General features: G+C 63.8%; 11 protein-coding genes. 7 read left to right on the plus strand and 4 right to left on the minus strand.

Annotation, left to right across the window (positions count from 1 at the left end):
* Positions 1 to 115 precede the first annotated feature (115 nt).
* From glnA to corA, 5 genes are all read left to right on the plus strand, one after another.
* A complete protein-coding gene (gene glnA / locus E1742_RS21865; protein WP_134387229.1) occupies positions 116 to 1531 on the plus strand; it encodes a type I glutamate--ammonia ligase in 1416 nt (471 codons plus the stop codon).
* A gap of 95 nt (positions 1532 to 1626) precedes the next feature.
* A complete protein-coding gene (locus tag E1742_RS21870; RefSeq protein WP_134387230.1) occupies positions 1627 to 2124 on the plus strand; it encodes a DUF4124 domain-containing protein in 498 nt (165 codons plus the stop codon).
* A complete protein-coding gene (gene glnL, locus E1742_RS21875; protein WP_134387231.1) occupies positions 2121 to 3242 on the plus strand; it encodes a nitrogen regulation protein NR(II) in 1122 nt (373 codons plus the stop codon). Before E1742_RS21870 ends, glnL begins: the two co-directional genes overlap by 4 nt.
* A gap of 61 nt (positions 3243 to 3303) precedes the next feature.
* Positions 3304 to 4773 (plus strand): nitrogen regulation protein NR(I), encoded by a 1470-nt coding sequence (gene ntrC, locus E1742_RS21880; RefSeq protein ID WP_134387232.1) that lies wholly within the window; start codon positions 3304 to 3306, stop codon positions 4771 to 4773.
* A gap of 317 nt (positions 4774 to 5090) precedes the next feature.
* Positions 5091 to 6056: a magnesium/cobalt transporter CorA gene (corA, locus tag E1742_RS21885; RefSeq protein ID WP_134387233.1), complete on the plus strand. Its 966-nt coding sequence runs from the start codon at positions 5091 to 5093 to the stop codon at positions 6054 to 6056.
* A gap of 133 nt (positions 6057 to 6189) precedes the next feature.
* On the opposite strand, the gene E1742_RS21890 is transcribed toward corA, so the two are convergent.
* The gene (locus E1742_RS21890) at positions 6190 to 7815 is read right to left on the minus strand and encodes an NAD(P)/FAD-dependent oxidoreductase (RefSeq protein WP_134387234.1); all 1626 of its coding nucleotides are present in this window, start codon (positions 7813 to 7815) and stop codon (positions 6190 to 6192) included.
* 159 nt (positions 7816 to 7974) lie between these two features.
* Positions 7975 to 8700 carry a 16S rRNA (uracil(1498)-N(3))-methyltransferase gene (locus E1742_RS21895; RefSeq protein WP_134387235.1) on the minus strand — a complete coding sequence of 242 codons (726 nt, stop codon included), beginning with the start codon at positions 8698 to 8700 and terminating at the stop codon, positions 7975 to 7977.
* 202 nt (positions 8701 to 8902) lie between these two features.
* On the opposite strand from E1742_RS21895, the gene tkt reads away from it, so the two are divergent.
* Together tkt and gap are read left to right on the plus strand one after the other, a co-directional pair.
* Positions 8903 to 10900 (plus strand): transketolase, encoded by a 1998-nt coding sequence (tkt, locus tag E1742_RS21900; protein ID WP_134387236.1) that lies wholly within the window; start codon positions 8903 to 8905, stop codon positions 10898 to 10900.
* A gap of 78 nt (positions 10901 to 10978) precedes the next feature.
* Positions 10979 to 11989, plus strand: a complete 1011-nt coding sequence (gene gap / locus E1742_RS21905; protein WP_134387237.1) for a type I glyceraldehyde-3-phosphate dehydrogenase — start codon at positions 10979 to 10981, stop codon at positions 11987 to 11989.
* A gap of 221 nt (positions 11990 to 12210) precedes the next feature.
* Here gap and E1742_RS21910 read toward each other — a convergent pair whose 3' ends face one another.
* Together E1742_RS21910 and E1742_RS21915 are read right to left on the minus strand one after the other, a co-directional pair.
* On the minus strand, positions 12211 to 14919 hold the full coding sequence (locus E1742_RS21910) for a TonB-dependent receptor (RefSeq protein ID WP_134387238.1): 2709 nt from the start codon (positions 14917 to 14919) through the stop codon (positions 12211 to 12213).
* 253 nt (positions 14920 to 15172) lie between these two features.
* A complete protein-coding gene (locus tag E1742_RS21915; protein ID WP_134387239.1) occupies positions 15173 to 18094 on the minus strand; it encodes a TonB-dependent receptor plug domain-containing protein in 2922 nt (973 codons plus the stop codon).
* Between the last annotated feature and the right edge of the window lie 45 nt (positions 18095 to 18139).

The following is an 18139-nucleotide window of genomic DNA, read 5'->3' on the forward strand; positions in this document are numbered from 1 at the left end:
CAATGAAGCAATTCGACTATGCTTCCTCGCTCTTTACTGGCACGCTTTCTGCTTTACGTTATTGAAGTTTCCGCCGCACACTGTGCTGGCAGCCCTTTTCACTTAGGAGATACGCATGGCAATGACCGCCGAAGAAGTTTTGCAGATGGTAAAAGACAACGAAGTCAAATTCGTTGATTTCCGTTTTGCCGATACCCGTGGCAAGGAACAGCACGTGACCGTGCCAGTGTCCCACTTCGATATCGACAAGTTCGAAAGCGGTCATGCGTTCGACGGTTCTTCCATCGCCGGCTGGAAAGGTATTGAAGCATCGGACATGATCCTGCTGCCGGACCCTGCGACCGCGAACATCGACCCCTTCATGGAAGAGACGACGCTATTCATGCAGTGCGACGTCATCGAGCCATCCGACGGCAAGGGCTACGACCGTGACCCGCGCTCGATCGCCAAGCGCGCCGAAGCCTACCTGAAGTCCTCCGGCCTGGGCGACACCGCCTACTTCGGTCCGGAACCCGAATTCTTCATCTTCGACTCCGTGAAGTGGAAGATCGACATGTCCGGCGCGATGGTCAAGATCGACTCCGACGAAGCATCGTGGTCGACCGACAAGGACATCGAAGGCGGCAACAGCGGCCACCGTCCGACCGTCAAGGGCGGCTACTTCCCGGTGCCTCCGGTCGATTCGTTCCAGGACATGCGCTCGGAAATGTGCCTGATCCTCGAATCGATGGGCATCCCGGTCGAAGTGCACCACCACGAAGTGGCCGGCGCCGGCCAGAACGAGATCGGCACCAAGTTCTCGACGCTGGTCGAGCGCGCCGACTGGACGCAGAACATGAAGTACGTGATCTGGAACGTGGCCCACAGCTACGGCAAGACCGCTACCTTCATGCCGAAGCCGGTCGTTGGCGACAACGGCTCGGGCATGCACGTGCACCAGTCGATCTGGAAAGACGGCAAGAACCTGTTCGCCGGCGACGGCTATGCGGGCCTGTCGGACTTCGCGCTGTACTACATCGGCGGCATCATCAAGCACGCCAAGGCACTGAACGCCATCACCAACCCTGGCACGAACTCGTACAAGCGCCTGGTGCCTGGCTACGAAGCGCCGGTCAAGCTGGCTTACTCGGCACGTAACCGTTCCGCGTCGATCCGTATCCCGCACGTGGCCAATCCAAAAGGCCGTCGTATCGAGACGCGCTTCCCGGATCCGCTGGCGAACCCGTACCTGTGCTTCGCCGCGCTGATGATGGCCGGCCTGGACGGCGTGCAGAACAAGATCCACCCGGGCGAAGCCGCATCGAAAGACCTGTACCACCTGCCGCCGGAAGAAGACGCGCTGATCCCGACCGTCTGCGCCTCGCTGGAAGAGGCGCTCGATCACCTGAACAAGGACCGCGAGTTCCTGACCCGCGGCGGCGTGTTCAGCGACACGATGATCGATGCCTACATCGAACTGAAGATGACGGAAGTGACCCGCATGCGCCAGACGACGCACCCGGTCGAATTCGACATGTACTACTCGCTGTAAGAACGGCATGCCGGTCTTGAAACACCGGTAACCAGGACGCGGGGACGGCGCTTAGCCCTCCTCGCGTTTTTTTTCGGATGTTGTATAGTCGGGGCATGAAGATCCGTACCGCCGTTTTACTGCCTTTGCTGTGTTGCTCCACCCTGGTTCACGCCCAGATCTACCGCTGCGTGGATGCAAACGGACACAAGGAATACACGGACCGCAAGAAGGGCAGCCACTGCGTGGCGCTGGACCTGCCGGACCCCGTGATCGCGGCGCCGGCCCGGCGGGAAGCGCCGCCGGCACGGCCGCGCCAGCCCGCTGCAGCGCCGGCACCGGCCGTGGCGGCAGGCGCGTTCCCGCGGGTGGACAGTGCGGAGCAGAAGGCGCGCGACGCCGACCGGCGCCAGATCCTCGCCGACGAACTGGACGCCGAAATGCAGAAGCTTGGCGAGCTGCGCCGCGAATTCAACAACGGCGAGCCGGAACGGCGCGGCGACGAGCGCAATTACGCCAAGTACCAGGAACGGGTGGCGAACCTGAAAACGTCCATCGCCCGTTCTGAACAGAACGTTGAAGCGCTGAAGCGGGAAATCGCCAATATACGATGAAAATTGTGACCAATATCGCGCGCGCGGCGGCTGCCGCGGCGTCGGTCTTTCCACGTCCGTCCGCGCTGGCCGGGCTCGATCTGCTGGCCTCGGCCGTCGCGATCGTCGACGGGGAAGGGCATATCGTCTATGCCAATGCGGCGGCCGAGAATCTGCTGGAGAGCTCATTGAAGGCGCTGACGCGCCAGAAGCTGTGCGGCCTGTTTTCCAATCCCGCCGAACTGGAACACGTGATCGCGCAGGCGCGCGCCCATAAATTCTCCGACCTGCGCCAGGAGCTGATCCTCGAGCGGGCCGGCCGCGAGCCGCTGCACGTGCACACGATCGCCAGTGCGCTCGACGAGCCGGCGGACCACGTGCTGCTGGAGCTGCGCGAAACGGTGCAGCAGATGAAGCTCGACCGCGAGGAACGGCTGCTGGACCAGAGCCAGGTCAACAAGGAGCTGATCCGCAACCTGGCGCACGAAATCAAGAACCCGCTGGGCGGCATTCGCGGCGCCGCGCAGCTGCTGGAGATGGAGCTGCCGCCGCTGCACCTGCAGCAGCTGCGCGAGTACACCCAGGTCATCATCAAGGAAGCGGACCGGCTGCAGACGCTGGTGGACCGGCTGCTGGCGCCGCACCGGCGTCCGCACATCGTCGGCGACGTCAATATCCACGAGGTGCTGGAAAGGGTGCGCAGCCTGATGACGGCCGAATTCCCGGCCGGTCTCGCCATCGTGCGCGATTACGACGCATCGTTGCCCGAGTTCCGCGGCGACAAGGAGCAGCTCATCCAGACGGTGCTGAACATCGCCCACAACGCCGCGCAGGCACTGGCTGAACGCATCGACGAGGGCGATGCGCAGATCGTGTTCAAGACGCGCGTGGCCCGGCAGGTCACGCTGGCGAAGGTCCGCTACAACCTGGCATTAGACTTGCATATCATCGACAATGGACCTGGCATCCCGCCCCAGATCCGCGATCGCATCTTCTATCCACTGGTCTCCGGCCGTGATGGAGGCAGCGGCCTCGGACTGACGTTGGCGCAGACCTTCGTGCACCAGCACATGGGCGTCATCGAGTGCGAGAGCCGGCCCGGATATACGGACTTCAGGATCCTGCTGCCGCTGCCATAAGCCTTGGCAGCAGCGGGCCTGGAGCGGTCTCGATCCACATTGCGGGAAGCACACAACACACATGAAGCCAATCTGGATAGTCGACGACGACGAATCGATCCGCTGGGTACTGGAAAAAGCATTGGCGAGGGAAAGCCTCGCCACAAGGAGTTTTGCCAACGCGCGCGACGCGATGGCCGCGCTGGAAGTCGACACGCCGCAGGTGCTGGTGTCGGACATCCGCATGCCCGGCGACTCGGGCCTGGACCTGCTGCAGCTGGTCAAATCGCGCCATCCCGGCTTGCCCGTCATTATCATCACGGCGTTTTCCGACCTGGACTCGGCCGTTGCCGCGTTCCAGGGCGGCGCCTTTGAATATCTCGCCAAGCCGTTCGACATCGACAAGGCCGTCGAACTGATCCGCCGCGCGCTGGACGAGAGCCTGCGCGAAGCGAACGTGGAATCGGGGCCGGCGGAAACGCCGGAAATCCTGGGGCAGGCGCCGGCGATGCAGGAAGTGTTCCGCGCCATCGGCCGGCTGTCGCAGTCGAACGTGACGGTGCTGATCACGGGAGAATCCGGTACCGGCAAGGAGCTCGTCGCACGGGCGCTGCACAAGCATAGCCCGCGCGCCGCGCAGCCGTTCATCGCGCTGAACACGGCGGCAATACCGAAGGATCTGCTGGAGTCCGAACTGTTCGGCCACGAGCGCGGTGCCTTCACGGGCGCGCAGACGACGCGGCGCGGCCGCTTCGAGCAGGCCGAGAATGGCACCCTGTTCCTCGACGAGATCGGCGACATGCCGTTCGATCTGCAGACGCGCCTGTTGCGCGTGCTGTCGGACGGGCATTTCTATCGCGTCGGCGGGCACCAGCCGCTGAAGGCCAACGTGCGCGTCATCACGGCCACGCACCAGAACCTGGAGCAGCGCGTACGCGACGGCCTGTTCCGCGAAGACCTGTACCACCGCCTCAACGTCATCCGCCTGCGCCTGCCCAGCCTGCGCGAACGGCGCGAGGACATCCCGCTGCTGGTGCGCCACTTCCTGCTGCAAAGCGCCAAGCAGCTGGGCGTGGAAGCCAAGCGCATGAGCGACGCGACGCTGACGTTCCTGCAAAGCCTGGACCTGCCGGGCAATGTGCGCCAGCTGGAAAACCTGTGCAACTGGATCACCGTCATGGCGCCGGGTCAGACGGTGGAGGTGAAGGACCTGCCGCTGGAACTGTCGGAAGGGCAGAGCGCCATGCAGGCCGCGCCCGAGCTGCACGTGCCGGCGCACCACGTGCCTGTCGCTGCGGCCGCCGCGCCTGCCGCGCCGGGCCCCGACGGCTGGCTGGCGCTGCTGGAACTGCAGGCGGCGACAATGCTGTCCGCCGGCCAGCAGGACGTCATGGACGTGCTGGGCCGCCAGTTCGAATCGGCCCTGATCCGCACGGCGCTGAAATACACCCACGGCCGCAAGAACGACGCCGCCGTCCGCCTGGGCATCGGCCGCAACACCATCACCCGCAAGATCGCCGAGCTGGGCATCGACGGAGCGAAGGAGGATTGACGCCCAGTGGGCGTCAATCCAAGGCGCCCAGTGGGCGTCAATCCAAAAGCGCCCAGTAGCCGTCATCCAAGAGCCCCGCCCGTGACAACATCGGGGTCAGTCACAAAAACTGTCAAAACGCCGGCTGCCGAGTTTGTGTCCACAACGTTGGACACGGGCTGGACCGCAGAAAAAGCTGTAAGGCTGATGAGCTTCTGTCCTTGTCGGGGTGTAACCCAAGGTGGACAGGACCTCGACCGGACACAATCTCAACAGTAGCGTGATTTGCGGTAAGCTCTCGGCTTCATGCCCAGGGCTTTTTATTATTCGGATTTTGTATGCTGATCAATTGCGTCGCTTATCAACACGGCCACAAGCTTGCCGACATTCCCGTGGCCGATATCAGCGACCATATCGCCGAGCCCGACACCTTCGTCTGGGTGGCGTTGAAGGATGCGAAGAACGACGAGCTGGCCGTCATGCAGGAGGAGTTCAGCCTGCACGAACTGGCCGTCGAGGATGCGCTGCGCGGCCACCAGCGGCCCAAGATCGAGGAGTATGGCGACTCGCTGTTCGTGGTCGTCAAGACGGTCGAGATGGTCGATGACGAGCTGGTCCTGGGTGAAATCGACATCTTTGTCGGCGACAACTACGTGCTGTCGTCGCGCCAGAACAGCGCGCAGAGCTTCATGGGCGTGCGTGCCCGCACCGAGCGCGAGCCGCACCTGCTGCAGCACGGCTCCGGCTTCGTGCTGTACGCGCTGATGGATGCGGCGGTCGACCGCTATTTTCCCATCGTCGATGCGTTCGAGGCGGAGCTGGAGCAGATCGAGGAGCGCATCTTCCTGCAGGAGGCGCAGCGCGCCAATATCCAGCGGCTGTACGAACTGAAACGCAAGGTCATGACGTTGCGCCATGCCGTCGCGCCGCTGCTGGACGCCATCGGCAAGCTGCATGGCGGCCGCGTACCGGCCATGTGCATCAGCAGCCAGGAATACTTCCGCGACGTGCACGACCACCTGGCCCGCATCAACGGCACGCTCGACACGATCCGCGACACGATCGGCACCGCCATCCAGGTCAACCTGTCGATGGTAGCGCTCGATGAAGGGGAGGTCAACAAGCGCCTGGCGGCCTGGGCCGCCATCTTCGCCGTACTGACGGCATTTGCCGGGATCTGGGGCATGAACTTCGAGTTCATGCCGGAACTGAAATGGCGCTACGGCTATCCCGTCGCGCTGGCGGCCATGGCCACCACGTGCCTGTTGCTGTACCGGCGCTTCAAGCGCGCCGGTTGGCTGTAGCGCTTGGTGCTTTTTACTTCTTAAGCGCGCCGGCTGGCTGTAGCGCTTGGTGCTTTTTACTTCTTAAGCGCGCCGGCTGGCTGTAGCGCCTGGTGCTTTTTTATTTCTTAAGCGCGCCGGCTGGCTGTAGCGCTTATTTTTTCGCCGCCATCGACAGCGCGACCGCTTCCGCCACCCTGATGCCGTCCACGCCGGCCGACAGGATGCCGCCCGCGTAGCCCGCGCCTTCGCCGGCCGGGAACAGGCCGCGCGTGTTCAGGCTCTGCAAGTCGTCGTCGCGGCGCTTGATGCGGATCGGCGACGACGTGCGCGTCTCCAGCCCTGTCAGCACGGCGTCGTGCTTGAAGTAGCCGCGCACCTGCTTGTCGAACGCGGGGAACGCTTCGCGCAGCGCTTCCACCGCGTACTCCGGCAGGATCGTTGCCAGGTCCGTCAGGTGCACGCCCGGCTTGTACGACGGCACCACGGCGCCGAATTCGGTGGACGCCTTGCCCGCCACGAAGTCGCCCATCAGCTGGCCTGGCGCACTGTAGTCGCGTCCGCCCAGCTCGAACGCTTTTTCTTCCAGCCGGCGCTGGAACTCGATGCCGGCCAGCGGGTGGCCCGGATAGTCGGACGGGCTGATCGATACGACGATGGCGCTGTTGGCATTGCGCTCCGCGCGCGAATACTGGCTCATGCCGTTCGTCACGACGCGGCCCGGTTCCGAGGCGGCCGCCACGACGGTGCCGCCCGGGCACATGCAGAAGCTGTAGACGGCGCGGCCGTTCTTCGCGTGGTGCACCAGCTTGTAGTCGGCCGCACCGAGGATCGGGTGGCCGGCGTTGGGGCCGAAGCGGCACGTGTCGATCAGCGATTGCGGGTGCTCGACGCGGAAGCCGATCGAGAACGGCTTGGCCTCGATGTAGACGCCGCGGTCGTACAGTGTCTGGAACGTGTCGCGCGAGCTGTGGCCGATGGCCAGCACGACATGGTCCGTGACGATGCGTTCCCCGGTGGCCAGGGTCAGGCCGCGGATCTGGCGCACGCCATTCTTTTCCTCGATCTCGAAATCGGTGACGCGCTGCTCGAAGCGGATCTCGCCGCCCAGCGCGATGATTTCCTCGCGCATCGCTTCCACCATCTTGACGAGGCGGAACGTGCCGATGTGCGGCTTGCTGACGTACAGGATCTCTTCCGGCGCACCGGCCTTGACGAACTCGGTGAGCACCTTGCGGCCCAGGTATTTCGGGTCCTTGATCTGGCTGTACAGCTTGCCGTCGGAGAACGTGCCGGCACCGCCTTCGCCGTACTGCACGTTCGATTCCGGATTCAGTTCGCGCTTGCGCCAGAAGCCGAACGTGTCCTTGGTGCGCTCGCGCACCGTCTTGCCGCGTTCCAGGACGATGGGCTTCAGGCCCATCTGCGCCAGGATCAGTGCCGCGAACAGCCCGCACGGACCCATGCCGATGACGACCGGGCGCGGCTGGCTGCCGTCCAGGTTGACATCCACTGCCACGAACTTGTATTCCATATTGGGCGACGGCATCAGGTGCACGTCGTGCTTGCGACGTTGCAGGATGCCGGCGTCGTCCGTCGTCCGCACGTCCAGCGCGTAGATCAGCACGATATTGCTCTTCTTGCGCGCGTCGTAGCTGCGCTTGTAGACCGTGAAGCTGAGCAGCATGTCCGGCGTGATGTCGAGGCGTTCGAGGATCGCCTGCGTCAGCTCGGGTTCGGTGTGGTTGAGGGGGAGTTTCAGTTCGTTCAGTCGCAGCATCTTGTCGTCCAGGAAAGCAGGGTGGGGCGCGCAACGGGCCCAATCCGCCATTTTACCTGTTTACTGAACGTGATTTCAGGCAACCCGCCGGCCGGTTGCCGCGGTGCGACGGTCCCAAATGGCTTATTAGCGACGGGATGCCGGCAGGCTGCGCCTGGATTACATCCCGCCCCAGCTGGCCGCCAGCACGGCCAGCACGGCCAGCGCCGCCGTCTCCGTGCGCAGGATGCGCGGCCCGACCGACAAGGCCAGCGCACCGTGCTGCAAGGTCAGCGCCTCTTCCTCGTCCGTAAAGCCGCCTTCCGGCCCCACCATCAGGCTCACGGGCTGCGGTGGCTGCGCGCGCGTCCAGTCGGCCAGCGAAACGCTCGCGCGCGGGCTCAGCAGGATGCGCTGGCCGGCGGGTGGCTGGCCCAGCCAGTCGCGCAGGTCGAGCGGCTCGGCCAGCGCCGCCAGCCGGTTGCGTCCGCTCTGTTCGGACGCGGCGACAATCACACCCTGCCAATGCTCCATCTTCTTTTCGGCCCGTTCTTTCGACAGGCGGACCACGCAGCGGCGCGCGGCCAGCGGCTGCACGGCGGCCACGCCCAGTTCGACGGCCTTTTCGATGATCCAGTCCATTTTCGTGCCTTCGGGGAGGGCCTGCGCCAGCGTGACGGGGTAGGGCAGCTCGGCCTCGCGGGCATCGAAGGCGCGCACCTCGGCCGTCGCGCGCTTCTTGCCGACATCGTGCAGTACGGCGGCAAATTCGCCGCCTTCCCCGTTGAACAGGGTCAGCGGCGCGCCGGGTTCGAGGCGGATCACGTTGACGTGGTGGGCAACGTCGGGCGGCAGGTCGACCAGTTGGCCGACGGCCAGCGGCTGGGCGAGATGGAAGCGGGGCATGGCAATCCTGAAAGATGAAATGCACTGATTTTAAGCTGCCGGCGAGCTTCCCATCCGGTGCTCTGGTAAAATAACGGGCTACGCAGCATGGAGTCGTTTCAAAATGGCCGGGCCTTCCGCCATTCTGAAACCGCTTCGACGTCAGGAATGCAACCCAGTCAGTCGGCCGGTTCAGATTTCAAACCTCCCTCGATAGACCACGATGAAACCTACGCTTCCCCACACCCAGATGGCCAACGCAATCCGCGCGCTGGCGATGGACGCTGTCCAGAAGGCCAACTCCGGCCACCCCGGCATGCCGATGGGCATGGCCGAGATCGCCGTCGCCCTCTGGAGCGGCCATCACCGCCACAACCCGGCCAATCCAAAGTGGGTGAACCGCGACCGTTTCCTGCTGTCCAACGGCCACGGCTCGATGCTGCACTACGCGCTGCTGCACCTGTCGGGCTACGACGTGTCGATGGACGACATCCGCAACTTCCGCCAGCTGCACTCGAAAACCCCGGGCCACCCGGAGGTGGACATCACGCCAGGCGTGGAAACCACGACCGGCCCGCTGGGCCAGGGCCTGGCCAACGCCGTCGGCATGGCGCTGGCGGAATACCTGCTGGCGTCCGAGTTCAACAAGCCGGGCCATGCCGTTATCGACCACTACACCTACGCGTTCGTCGGCGACGGCTGCCTGATGGAAGGCATCTCGCACGAAGTGTGCTCGCTGGCCGGCACGCTGGGCCTGAAGAAACTGATCGCCCTGTACGACGACAACGGGATCTCGATCGACGGCAAGGTGGAAGGCTGGTTCACGGACGACACGCCGAAGCGCTTCGAATCGTACGGCTGGAACGTGATCCCGGCGGTGGACGGCCATGATGTCGCTGCCGTACAGGCCGCCATCGAAGCCGCCAAGAAATCCGACAAGCCAACCCTGGTCTGCTGCAAGACCATCATCGGCAAGGGCTCGCCGAACCTGCAGGGCGGCGACAAGGTGCACGGCGCCGCGCTGGGCGACAAGGAAATCGCCGCCGTGCGCGAGTACATCAGCTGGGGCCACGAACCGTTCCTGGTGCCGGACGACGTGTCCACCGCCTGGGCCTTCAAGGAGCAAGGTGCCGCCCTGGAAACCGAGTGGAACAGCAAGTTCGACGCGTATGCCGCCGCCTTCCCGCAAGAAGCTGCCGAGCTAAAGCGCCGCATGAACGGCGAACTGCCGGGCAACTTCGACGCCACGCTGAAGGCCGCCATCGCCGCCTGCGTCGAGAAGAAGGAAACGATCGCCACCCGCAAGGCATCGCAGAACGCGATCCAGGCGCTGTCGGCCATCCTGCCGGAATTCCTGGGCGGCTCGGCCGACCTGACCAGCTCGAACCTGACGAACTGGAAAGAGTCGGTCGCGGTCCGTTCGGGCAAGCCGGGCAACCACATCAACTACGGCGTGCGCGAATTCGGCATGAGCGCCATCATGAACGGCGTCGCGCTGCACGGCGGCTACATCCCGTTCGGTGCCACGTTCCTGACGTTCTCCGACTACTCGCGTAACGCGCTGCGTATGGCCGCGCTGATGAAACAGCGTTCGATCTTCGTGTTCACGCACGATTCGATCGGCCTGGGCGAAGACGGCCCGACCCACCAGTCGGTCGAGCACGTCTCTTCGCTGCGCCTGATCCCGAACCTGGACAACTGGCGTCCGGCCGACACCGTCGAATCAATGGTGGCATGGGGCGAAGCGATCAAGCGCAAGAACGGTCCATCGACCCTGATCTTCTCGCGCCAGAACCTGCCGTTCCAGGAACGCACGGAACAGGCCATCGCCGACATCGCCAAGGGCGGTTACATCCTGGCCGACGCGGCGGACGCGAAGGCCGTCATCATCGCCACCGGTTCCGAAGTGGAACTGGCGATGAGCGCCGCTGCCGCGCTGAAAAATGAAGGCGTCGCCGTGCGCGTCGTGTCGATGCCGTCGGCGGACGTGTTCGACCGCCAGGACGCCGCTTACAAGGCAAGCGTGCTGGGCAAGGGCCTGCCGCGTGTGGCCGTGGAAGCCGGCGTGTCCGATTTCTGGTACAAGTATGTTGGTCTGGAAGGCGCCGTCGTCGGCATCGATACGTTCGGTGAATCCGCTCCGGCAGGGGTGCTGTTCAAGCACTTCGGCTTCACGGTGGACAACGTGGTGGCCAAGGTGAAATCTGTCATTGCTGCATAAGAAATGAATGCCCGGGGCGGGCACAGGTCCGCTCCGAGGTCGGCTGAAAAAAGATTCTTAATCAAAGGAGCACATAGTATGACGATCAAGGTAGCAATCAACGGTTATGGCCGTATCGGCCGCAATGTCCTGCGCGCTTTCTACGAAGGCGGCAAGAAGCAGGATATCCAGATCGTGGCCATCAACGATCTGGGCAACGCGCAATCGAATGCGCACCTGACCCGCTACGACACGGCTCACGGCAAGTTCCCTGGCACCGTCGAAGTCGAAGGCGACAACATGATCGTCAACGGCGACAAGATCCGTGTGTTCGCGCAGCGCAACCCTGCCGAAATCCCATGGGGCGAGCTGGGCGTCGACGTCGTGCTGGAGTGCACCGGCTTCTTCACGACGAAGGAAAAGGCCTCGGCCCACCTGAAGGGCGGCGCCAAGAAAGTCATCATCTCCGCGCCAGGCGGCAAGGATGTCGACGCCACGATCGTCTACGGCGTCAACCATGACGTGCTGAAGTCGACCGACACCGTCATCTCGAACGCATCGTGCACCACCAACTGCCTGGCCCCGCTGGTCAAGCCGCTGAACGACGCCATCGGCGTGGAAACCGGCCTGATGACGACTGTACACTCGTACACCAACGACCAGGTGCTGACCGATGTGATGCACGAAGACCTGCGCCGTGCCCGCTCCGCCACCCAGTCGATGATCCCGACCAAGACCGGCGCCGCTGCCGCTGTCGGCCTGGTGCTGCCGGAACTGAACGGCAAGCTGGACGGCTTCGCCATCCGCGTGCCGACGATCAACGTGTCGCTGGTCGACCTGTCGTTCATCGCCAAGCGCGACACGACCGTCGATGAGGTGAACCAGCTGATGAAGCAGGCTGCCGAAGGCGCGCTGAAAGGCATCCTGACGTACCAGACCGAACCGCTGGTCTCCGTCGACTTCAACCACAACCCGGCCTCGTCGAACTTCGATTCGACCCTGACGAAAGTGTCCGGCCGCCTGGTGAAAGTCTCGTCGTGGTACGACAACGAGTGGGGCTTCAGCAACCGCATGCTGGACACCACCGTGGCGCTGATGAACGCGAAGTAATCGCGGCATCGCAGCAAAGCAAAGGCGCCTTCGGGCGCCTTTTTTTGTTACCCGCATGTCCCGCGTCCCGGAAAAAAAACCGGTGACAGGCTCCTATTTCCGCTGGAAATAGGAGCCTGTCACCGGTTTTTATGCCAACGCCCGAACACAGCAAAAAAGCCCCGCAGGCGCGAGCCGGCGGGGCTTGTCATGCTGCTACAGCTTGGAAGCTGAAGCTGGGCTTAGAAGCTGTACGACGCGCGCGCGTAGAAGGTACGGCCCGTCACGTCGGTGAAACGTGGATCGAAGCCGGCCTGGAACGTCGTTTCCTGGTACGACAGCGGCGGGGTGCGGTCGAACAGGTTGCGCACGCCAAACGTCAGGGCAACGCCCTTCGGCTGCGTGTACGACAGGTAGCCGTCGAACGTGGTGTACGACGCCACGCGGTGGTTTTCCTCGTAGCTGTTTTCCGCGTCCTGGTAGCCCGACTTGTACTTCGCGGTCAGGCCGGCACCGAACTCTTTCGAGCTCCAGCGCACGTTGGCGGTGTTCTGCCAGCGGAACACGGGGCCCACGCCGGAGAAGACGCCGACGTTCTTGTGCCAGTCGCCGTCTTCCACGTTCTGGTACTTGTACTCGTGCACCCACGTGCTGTTCAGCGCGAAGTTGAACGTGCCGTAGCCGGTCGTGCGCAGGCGGTATTGTGCGCCCAGGTCGATACCGTTGGTCTTGATGCTGCCCAGGTTCTGCGTGCGCAGGTCGACGTAGCCGCAGGTTGCCGGGTTAGGGCACTGCGAACCGTCCACGGACAGGTTGCCTGCCGTGTTGCGGTTGAACAGGTCGGCATACTTGACCGGATCGGCAAACGCGTCGTCCTCGGCCAGGTTGGCGATCTGGTGATCCAGCTCGATTGCCCACAGGTCGGCCGTCAGCGTCAGGTTCTTGACGCCTTCGAAGACGATGCCCAGCGTGGCGTTCTTGGATTCTTCCGGATCCAGGCTGGAGTTACCGCCCAACAGCTTCTGGAACTGCACGCGGCAGTTCGTGGCCGACGCCTTGCCTGGAATCGGCACGCCGCCAGGGCAGTTGATCGGATCGCTTTGCGTCGACGTGTTGGTGTACGTGTTGGCTGCGTTGATTTCATACAGCGACGGCGCACGGAAGCCCGTCGAGTACGAACCGCGCACCATCACGGCCGGGCTTGGCTGCCAGCGGAAGCTGACCTTCGGATTGGTCGAGTTGCCGAAGTCGCTGTACTTGTCGTAACGCACGGCGGCCGTCACGTCCAGCGACTTGACGATTGGCACGTTCAGCTCGGCATAGGCCGCGTACACGGTGCGCGAACCTTCGTTGTGCGTGTTCGGGTCGATACCGGTGCTGGCAACGACCTTCTCCGCGTATTCCGTATTGGCCGTCGAGATGAATTCCTCGCGGCTGGCCTGGCCGCCGATGGCCAGCGCGACATTCTTGCCGGCGCCCAGCCAGTCGCCGAATTCGCGGCTGGCGTTCAGGTCGAACGTCTTGGTCGTGCCCTTGGCGTTCTGGATGTTGCCGTCCAGGCCAGCTGCCATCAGCAGGGCCATGCCGGCGGCGCTCTGTTCGCCGAACGGGTTGATGACGCCGTTCAGCACGCCTTGCGTGATCATGTCGCCGTCGCTGTAACCCCGCAGGTTGACGGTGACCTGGTTCTCGCCCCACGACAGGCCCGTGCGGTAGTCCCAGCCGGCGACGTTGCCCGACAGTTCGGCCACGAAGCGCTGCTGGCGGTTGATGTTCTCGTCAGCACGCACGCCGTTCGGCAGGTCGCGCCACATGACGTTGATGTAGCCTGGCTGCGCGCCTGGCGGCAGGTCGCCGGCGCCGAAGGTCGGGTCCAGCGGAATGTTCGGCGTGAAGTTGCCGTTGCCAGGGTAGTAAGGATTTGCGGCACCGTTCGGCAGGCGTGGATTCATGACCAGGCCGCCGTATGGCACGGGCGCGATCTGGCTTTCCACCTTGCTGCGGCTGTGCAGGTATTCCAGGCTCAGTTCATGGTTGTTCGGCAGCTTCAGCGTGCCCTTGAACAGGCCCGTGGCGCGTTCGGAGCGGGGCACGTAGTCGACGAAGCTCGACGTCGTCATCTTGCAGCTGGTGCCATCCGGCACCAGGTTCGGTGCGCTGCTGCAATTTGGCGCGGCCGGATTGCCGGCGTCGCCTTCCTGGTAGTAGTTGGCCGGGAACGTGCTGGCCGACTGGCCGCCGGGGAAGCGGCGGTTGAAGTCGCGTTCCGTGCCGCCGATGGCGCGCTGCTTCTGGAAGTCGCCCATGGCATAGAAGTTGAAGCCGTCCTTGTCGACGTCGCCGTAGCCGTAGCCGATGCTGCTGTTCAGGGCGGTGCCGCCCTTGTGCTCGGGCGAATCGCCGCCGACGCTGACGATGCCGCCGGCGAAGTCGCGCTTTGTGATGAAGTTGATGACGCCGCCCACGGCGTCGGAGCCGTACAGCGCGGAAGCGCCGTCACGCAGCACTTCGACGCGCTCGATGGCCGCGAACGGGATCATGTTCAGGTCGGGCGCGGAGCTGTCGAACGCATTGTTCGCCAGGCGGCGGCCGTTCAGCAGCACCAGCGTCTTGTTGGCGCCCAGGCCGCGCATGTTGGCGAACGATGCGCCGCCCGTGGAGAGCCCGACAACCTGGCTCGTGCCCTGCGTGGCCTGCATCGAAGCCACGGTCGACAACACCTGCTCGACGGTGCTGATGCCTTCGGCCTTCAGGTCCGACATTTTCATCACGGTGACGGGCACCGCGGTTTCCGCATCGATCCGCTTGATCGCGGAACCGGTGATTTCGACACGCGCCATCGGCGCGTTGGCCTCTTGTGCAAAGGCAGGGGCCGCAAGCAGCGAGGCGCCGATAGCGCCAGCCGAGCAGATCAACCTGACGGAATACGCCAGGGTTGTTTCTTTCATCATGTTTGCTCCAGTGTTGTCGTCACAAGGGCGTTCTGTGCGAGGCAGGGAACCTCATGCAGAGAACGACCCAGCATCAGACAACGGAACTTGCCTTGTCGTCAATCGTATGAATCTTTCATATTGTTACTTGTCGGTTACATACAACAATTTAGCAATGAAATGACAATTTCTGTAGCAACAACCGAAGAAAATAAGAAAAAAGCCTGCCGGGCGAGCCCGGCAGGCTTGTCGTGCTGCAACGTGGCAGCTTGAATTACAACGTTGCGCGCAGGCCCAGATAGTAGCGCCGGCCGATCGGATCGTAGGCGCCGGCCTCCGTCTCGGCTCCCGTCGTGTTGCCCGGCAGCCCCGTGACGATCGGTGGCGCTTTCGTGTTGAACGCGTTGTCCAGACCGAGGTAGAACTCCCACTTCTTGCGGAATTCGTACGTGACCTGGAAGTCCTGGTACGTGCGCGAACCCACGCCCACCGAATTGCGCGGCAGGTCGAACTGCGCCAGGAACTGGTCGTCCAGGTATGCCTTGCCGATGTGCGTGGTGGTGCCGGAGATGCCCAGCGGGCCCCATTTGTAAGCGAGGTTGATGGAGGCCTTGTTTTTCGGGCTTTGCTGGATTTCGCCAGCCCAGTAATCGCGCTCCGCGCCCGGCGTCGGCGTGTCGTAGCCTTCACGCAGCCACGTCCATGCCAGGCGGGCGTTCAGGCGGCCAGGGCCGACAGCGCCGACCCACGACGCCGTCAGGTCGACGCCTTCGGTCGCGGTGCTGCCGGTGTTGTTGACCAGCGAGTCGATATACTCCAGCGAGCCGGCGTTGTTCGCGCCCATCTGCTCCGGCCGGCGGGTGATGACGTTGCACAGCGTGCCGTCGCCACCGTAGCAGTTTTCCAGCGCATATTGACGCGGCATGAAGACCAGCGTGTCGGCGATCTTGATGTCGAAGTAGTCGGCAGTGAACGTGAAGTTCTTCAGCGGGGCGATCGAGCGGGGCGTCCAGACGACGCCGACGGTCGTCGACCGGCCTTTCTCTTCGCGCAGGTTCGGGTTGCCGCGGTCGTAGCCGCTGATGCCCTGCTGGTCGGCCTGCGTCAGCGTGAATGCGCCGTTGGCCATGATGTTGGCCATCACGCCCGGTGCCGCGCGGCAGGCGTCGCCGCGCGCGCCGCCGCCGGTGGCCGTGATGCCTTCGCACGGGTCGACGATGTCGGCCGGGAAGGTTTGCTGCGCCGGCTGGTACAGCTCATTGATGTTCGGCGCGCGGGTCGACAGCGCACGCGTCGCACGAATGCGCACATCGGCGATCGGCGACCATTCGCCGCCCACGTTCCAGCTGCTCGTGTAGCCGACCGTCGAATACTTGCCGCGACGGGCGGCGGCGCTGAAGTTCAGCTCCTTGACGAAGGGCTTGTCCTTCAGGACCGGCACGCGCACCTCGGCAAACAGTTCCTTGACATTGAACTTGCCGAACGTTGGCGGCAACGCATTGCCGGCATTCAACCCGGACTGCGTCAGCGCATCGGCTTCGCTGGACGATTCCTCGCCGCGCCATTCGAAGCCGGCCGCGACGCCTATTGCGCCGGCTGGCAGGTCGAATACCTCGCCGTTGATGGAGCCACCCGCCAGCTTCTGCGTGACAGCTGTGTTCAGGCTGCTTGGGGCGTTGACGTATCTCAGCGCTTCCGGCGAGATGGTGCCGAAGCCGAACACATTGATCGGCACGCAACCTTGGGCGCGCGCCGTGGCATCGGCGCAGATGATCTCGTTGCGGTTGTTATTGTTGTTGACGTCGTTGACGTCCTGATAGGCTTCCAGTGCGTTGCGGAAGTTCAGCACGTTGACCTGGCCGTTGCCGCTTTGCGATTCCTTTGTCTGGCCATAGGCCACGTACGTTTCGTAGTTCCACTCACGCAGCAGGTTGAACGTGCCTTTCACGCCGGTTGCCAGGCGGAACGTATCGCGGTTGGCCTTGCTGCCGCGCGTGCCGACCTCGGACATGCGGCGCGTGAAGTAGTAGTCGCGCAGCCCGTCCCCGTCCGTGTCCTCGATATTGTTGTACAGGCGGTCCGGCACGTAAGGATTGCGGCGCAGCACTCCGCCCACCAGCATCTCGGCAGGCACCTGGCCGCCGTTGGCTTCGTAGATCTCTTCCGAACCGAGGCCGAACGGCTCCAGTTTCGTCGTCACGCGGGTGGAGGCGTAGTTACCCTCGAAGAATACGGAGTGCTTGTCGTTCAGGGCCAGCGTGCCCGTCGTGGCCAGCAGGTACCGGTCGGTCGGCACGGCGATCGACCGGAAGTCCGAGCGGTTGAACCCCGTCGGCGTGGCGCCGTTGGTGCCGTTGGTGTTCCACGGGATGATGTTGCCGTTGCGGTCATAGGTAAAGCTGCTGCCGTCGGCCTGGAAGAAGCGGCCCTGCGGCGCAAAGCTGGAATAGAACGGCTTCGTGACCCTGAACAGGTCGGTTTCGTCGAAGGCGGAAGTCTGGTCGATGGCCGAGGCGGCACGGTCCTTCGAGTACACGGCGCCCTGCTTGGAGTAGCCGAAGTGCACCATGATGTTGTTGGTGGCATCGGCGTTGGAGGTGCCCCAGGTGGCGGTGAATTTCTTTTTCGTGTCGTCGTGCTTCGTGCTCTGGCCGCCCTGCACGTCGAGGACCAGGCCCGTGAAGTTGCGCTTGGTGATGATGTTGACGACACCGGCCACGGCGTCCGAGCCGTAAGTTGCCGAGGCGCCGCCCGTCAGCAGCTCGACCCGTTCGATGAAGTCGGTCGGGATGACGTTCAGGTCGACGGCCGTCTCGCCCGGGATGCCGGCGACAAAGCGGCGGCCGTTCAGCAGCACCAGCGTGCGGTTGGTGCCGAGATTGCGCAGGTCGACCGTGGAGACCCCGGCGCTGGAAGTGGAGAAGTTCGAATTGGTCCGGCTGACGCTGGGCGTGCCCAGCGTCGGGTTCTTCATCAGCAGTTCCTGCAGGTTCGTTGCACCGGACGCGGCGATATCGGCCGACGTCAGCACCTGCAGTGGCGACGGCGATTCCGCCCCCGGCGACGCGATGCGCGAACCCGTCACCTGCACCGTCTGCATCGGCGCTTCCGTCGTCTGGGCCGTCGCCCCCAGGCTCAACACGGCACCGCCCACGCAGATCAGTCGCACCGAGTGCGAAATAATTTTCTCTCTCATGTAATGCTCCCTTGGTGATTTAAAGCCGGGCGATCTGGTCGCCAA

The sequence above is a fragment of the Pseudoduganella plicata genome, assembly GCF_004421005.1.
Lineage (GTDB): Bacteria > Pseudomonadota > Gammaproteobacteria > Burkholderiales > Burkholderiaceae_D > Rugamonas > Rugamonas plicata.

Excerpts from the sequence above, each read along its gene's own strand:
- E1742_RS21915 (WP_134387239.1), bottom strand. The coding sequence starts at position 18,094 with ATGAGAGAGAAAATTATTTCGCACTCGGTGCGACTGATCTGCGTGGGC.
- gap (WP_134387237.1), top strand. The coding sequence starts at position 10,979 with ATGACGATCAAGGTAGCAATCAACGGTTATGGCCGTATCGGCCGCAAT.
- tkt (WP_134387236.1), top strand. The coding sequence starts at position 8,903 with ATGAAACCTACGCTTCCCCACACCCAGATGGCCAACGCAATCCGCGCG.
- glnA (WP_134387229.1), top strand. The coding sequence starts at position 116 with ATGGCAATGACCGCCGAAGAAGTTTTGCAGATGGTAAAAGACAACGAA.
- corA (WP_134387233.1), top strand. The coding sequence starts at position 5,091 with ATGCTGATCAATTGCGTCGCTTATCAACACGGCCACAAGCTTGCCGAC.
- E1742_RS21910 (WP_134387238.1), bottom strand. The coding sequence starts at position 14,919 with ATGATGAAAGAAACAACCCTGGCGTATTCCGTCAGGTTGATCTGCTCG.
- E1742_RS21870 (WP_134387230.1), top strand. The coding sequence starts at position 1,627 with ATGAAGATCCGTACCGCCGTTTTACTGCCTTTGCTGTGTTGCTCCACC.
- E1742_RS21890 (WP_134387234.1), bottom strand. The coding sequence starts at position 7,815 with ATGCTGCGACTGAACGAACTGAAACTCCCCCTCAACCACACCGAACCC.
- ntrC (WP_134387232.1), top strand. The coding sequence starts at position 3,304 with ATGAAGCCAATCTGGATAGTCGACGACGACGAATCGATCCGCTGGGTA.
- E1742_RS21895 (WP_134387235.1), bottom strand. The coding sequence starts at position 8,700 with ATGCCCCGCTTCCATCTCGCCCAGCCGCTGGCCGTCGGCCAACTGGTC.
- glnL (WP_134387231.1), top strand. The coding sequence starts at position 2,121 with ATGAAAATTGTGACCAATATCGCGCGCGCGGCGGCTGCCGCGGCGTCG.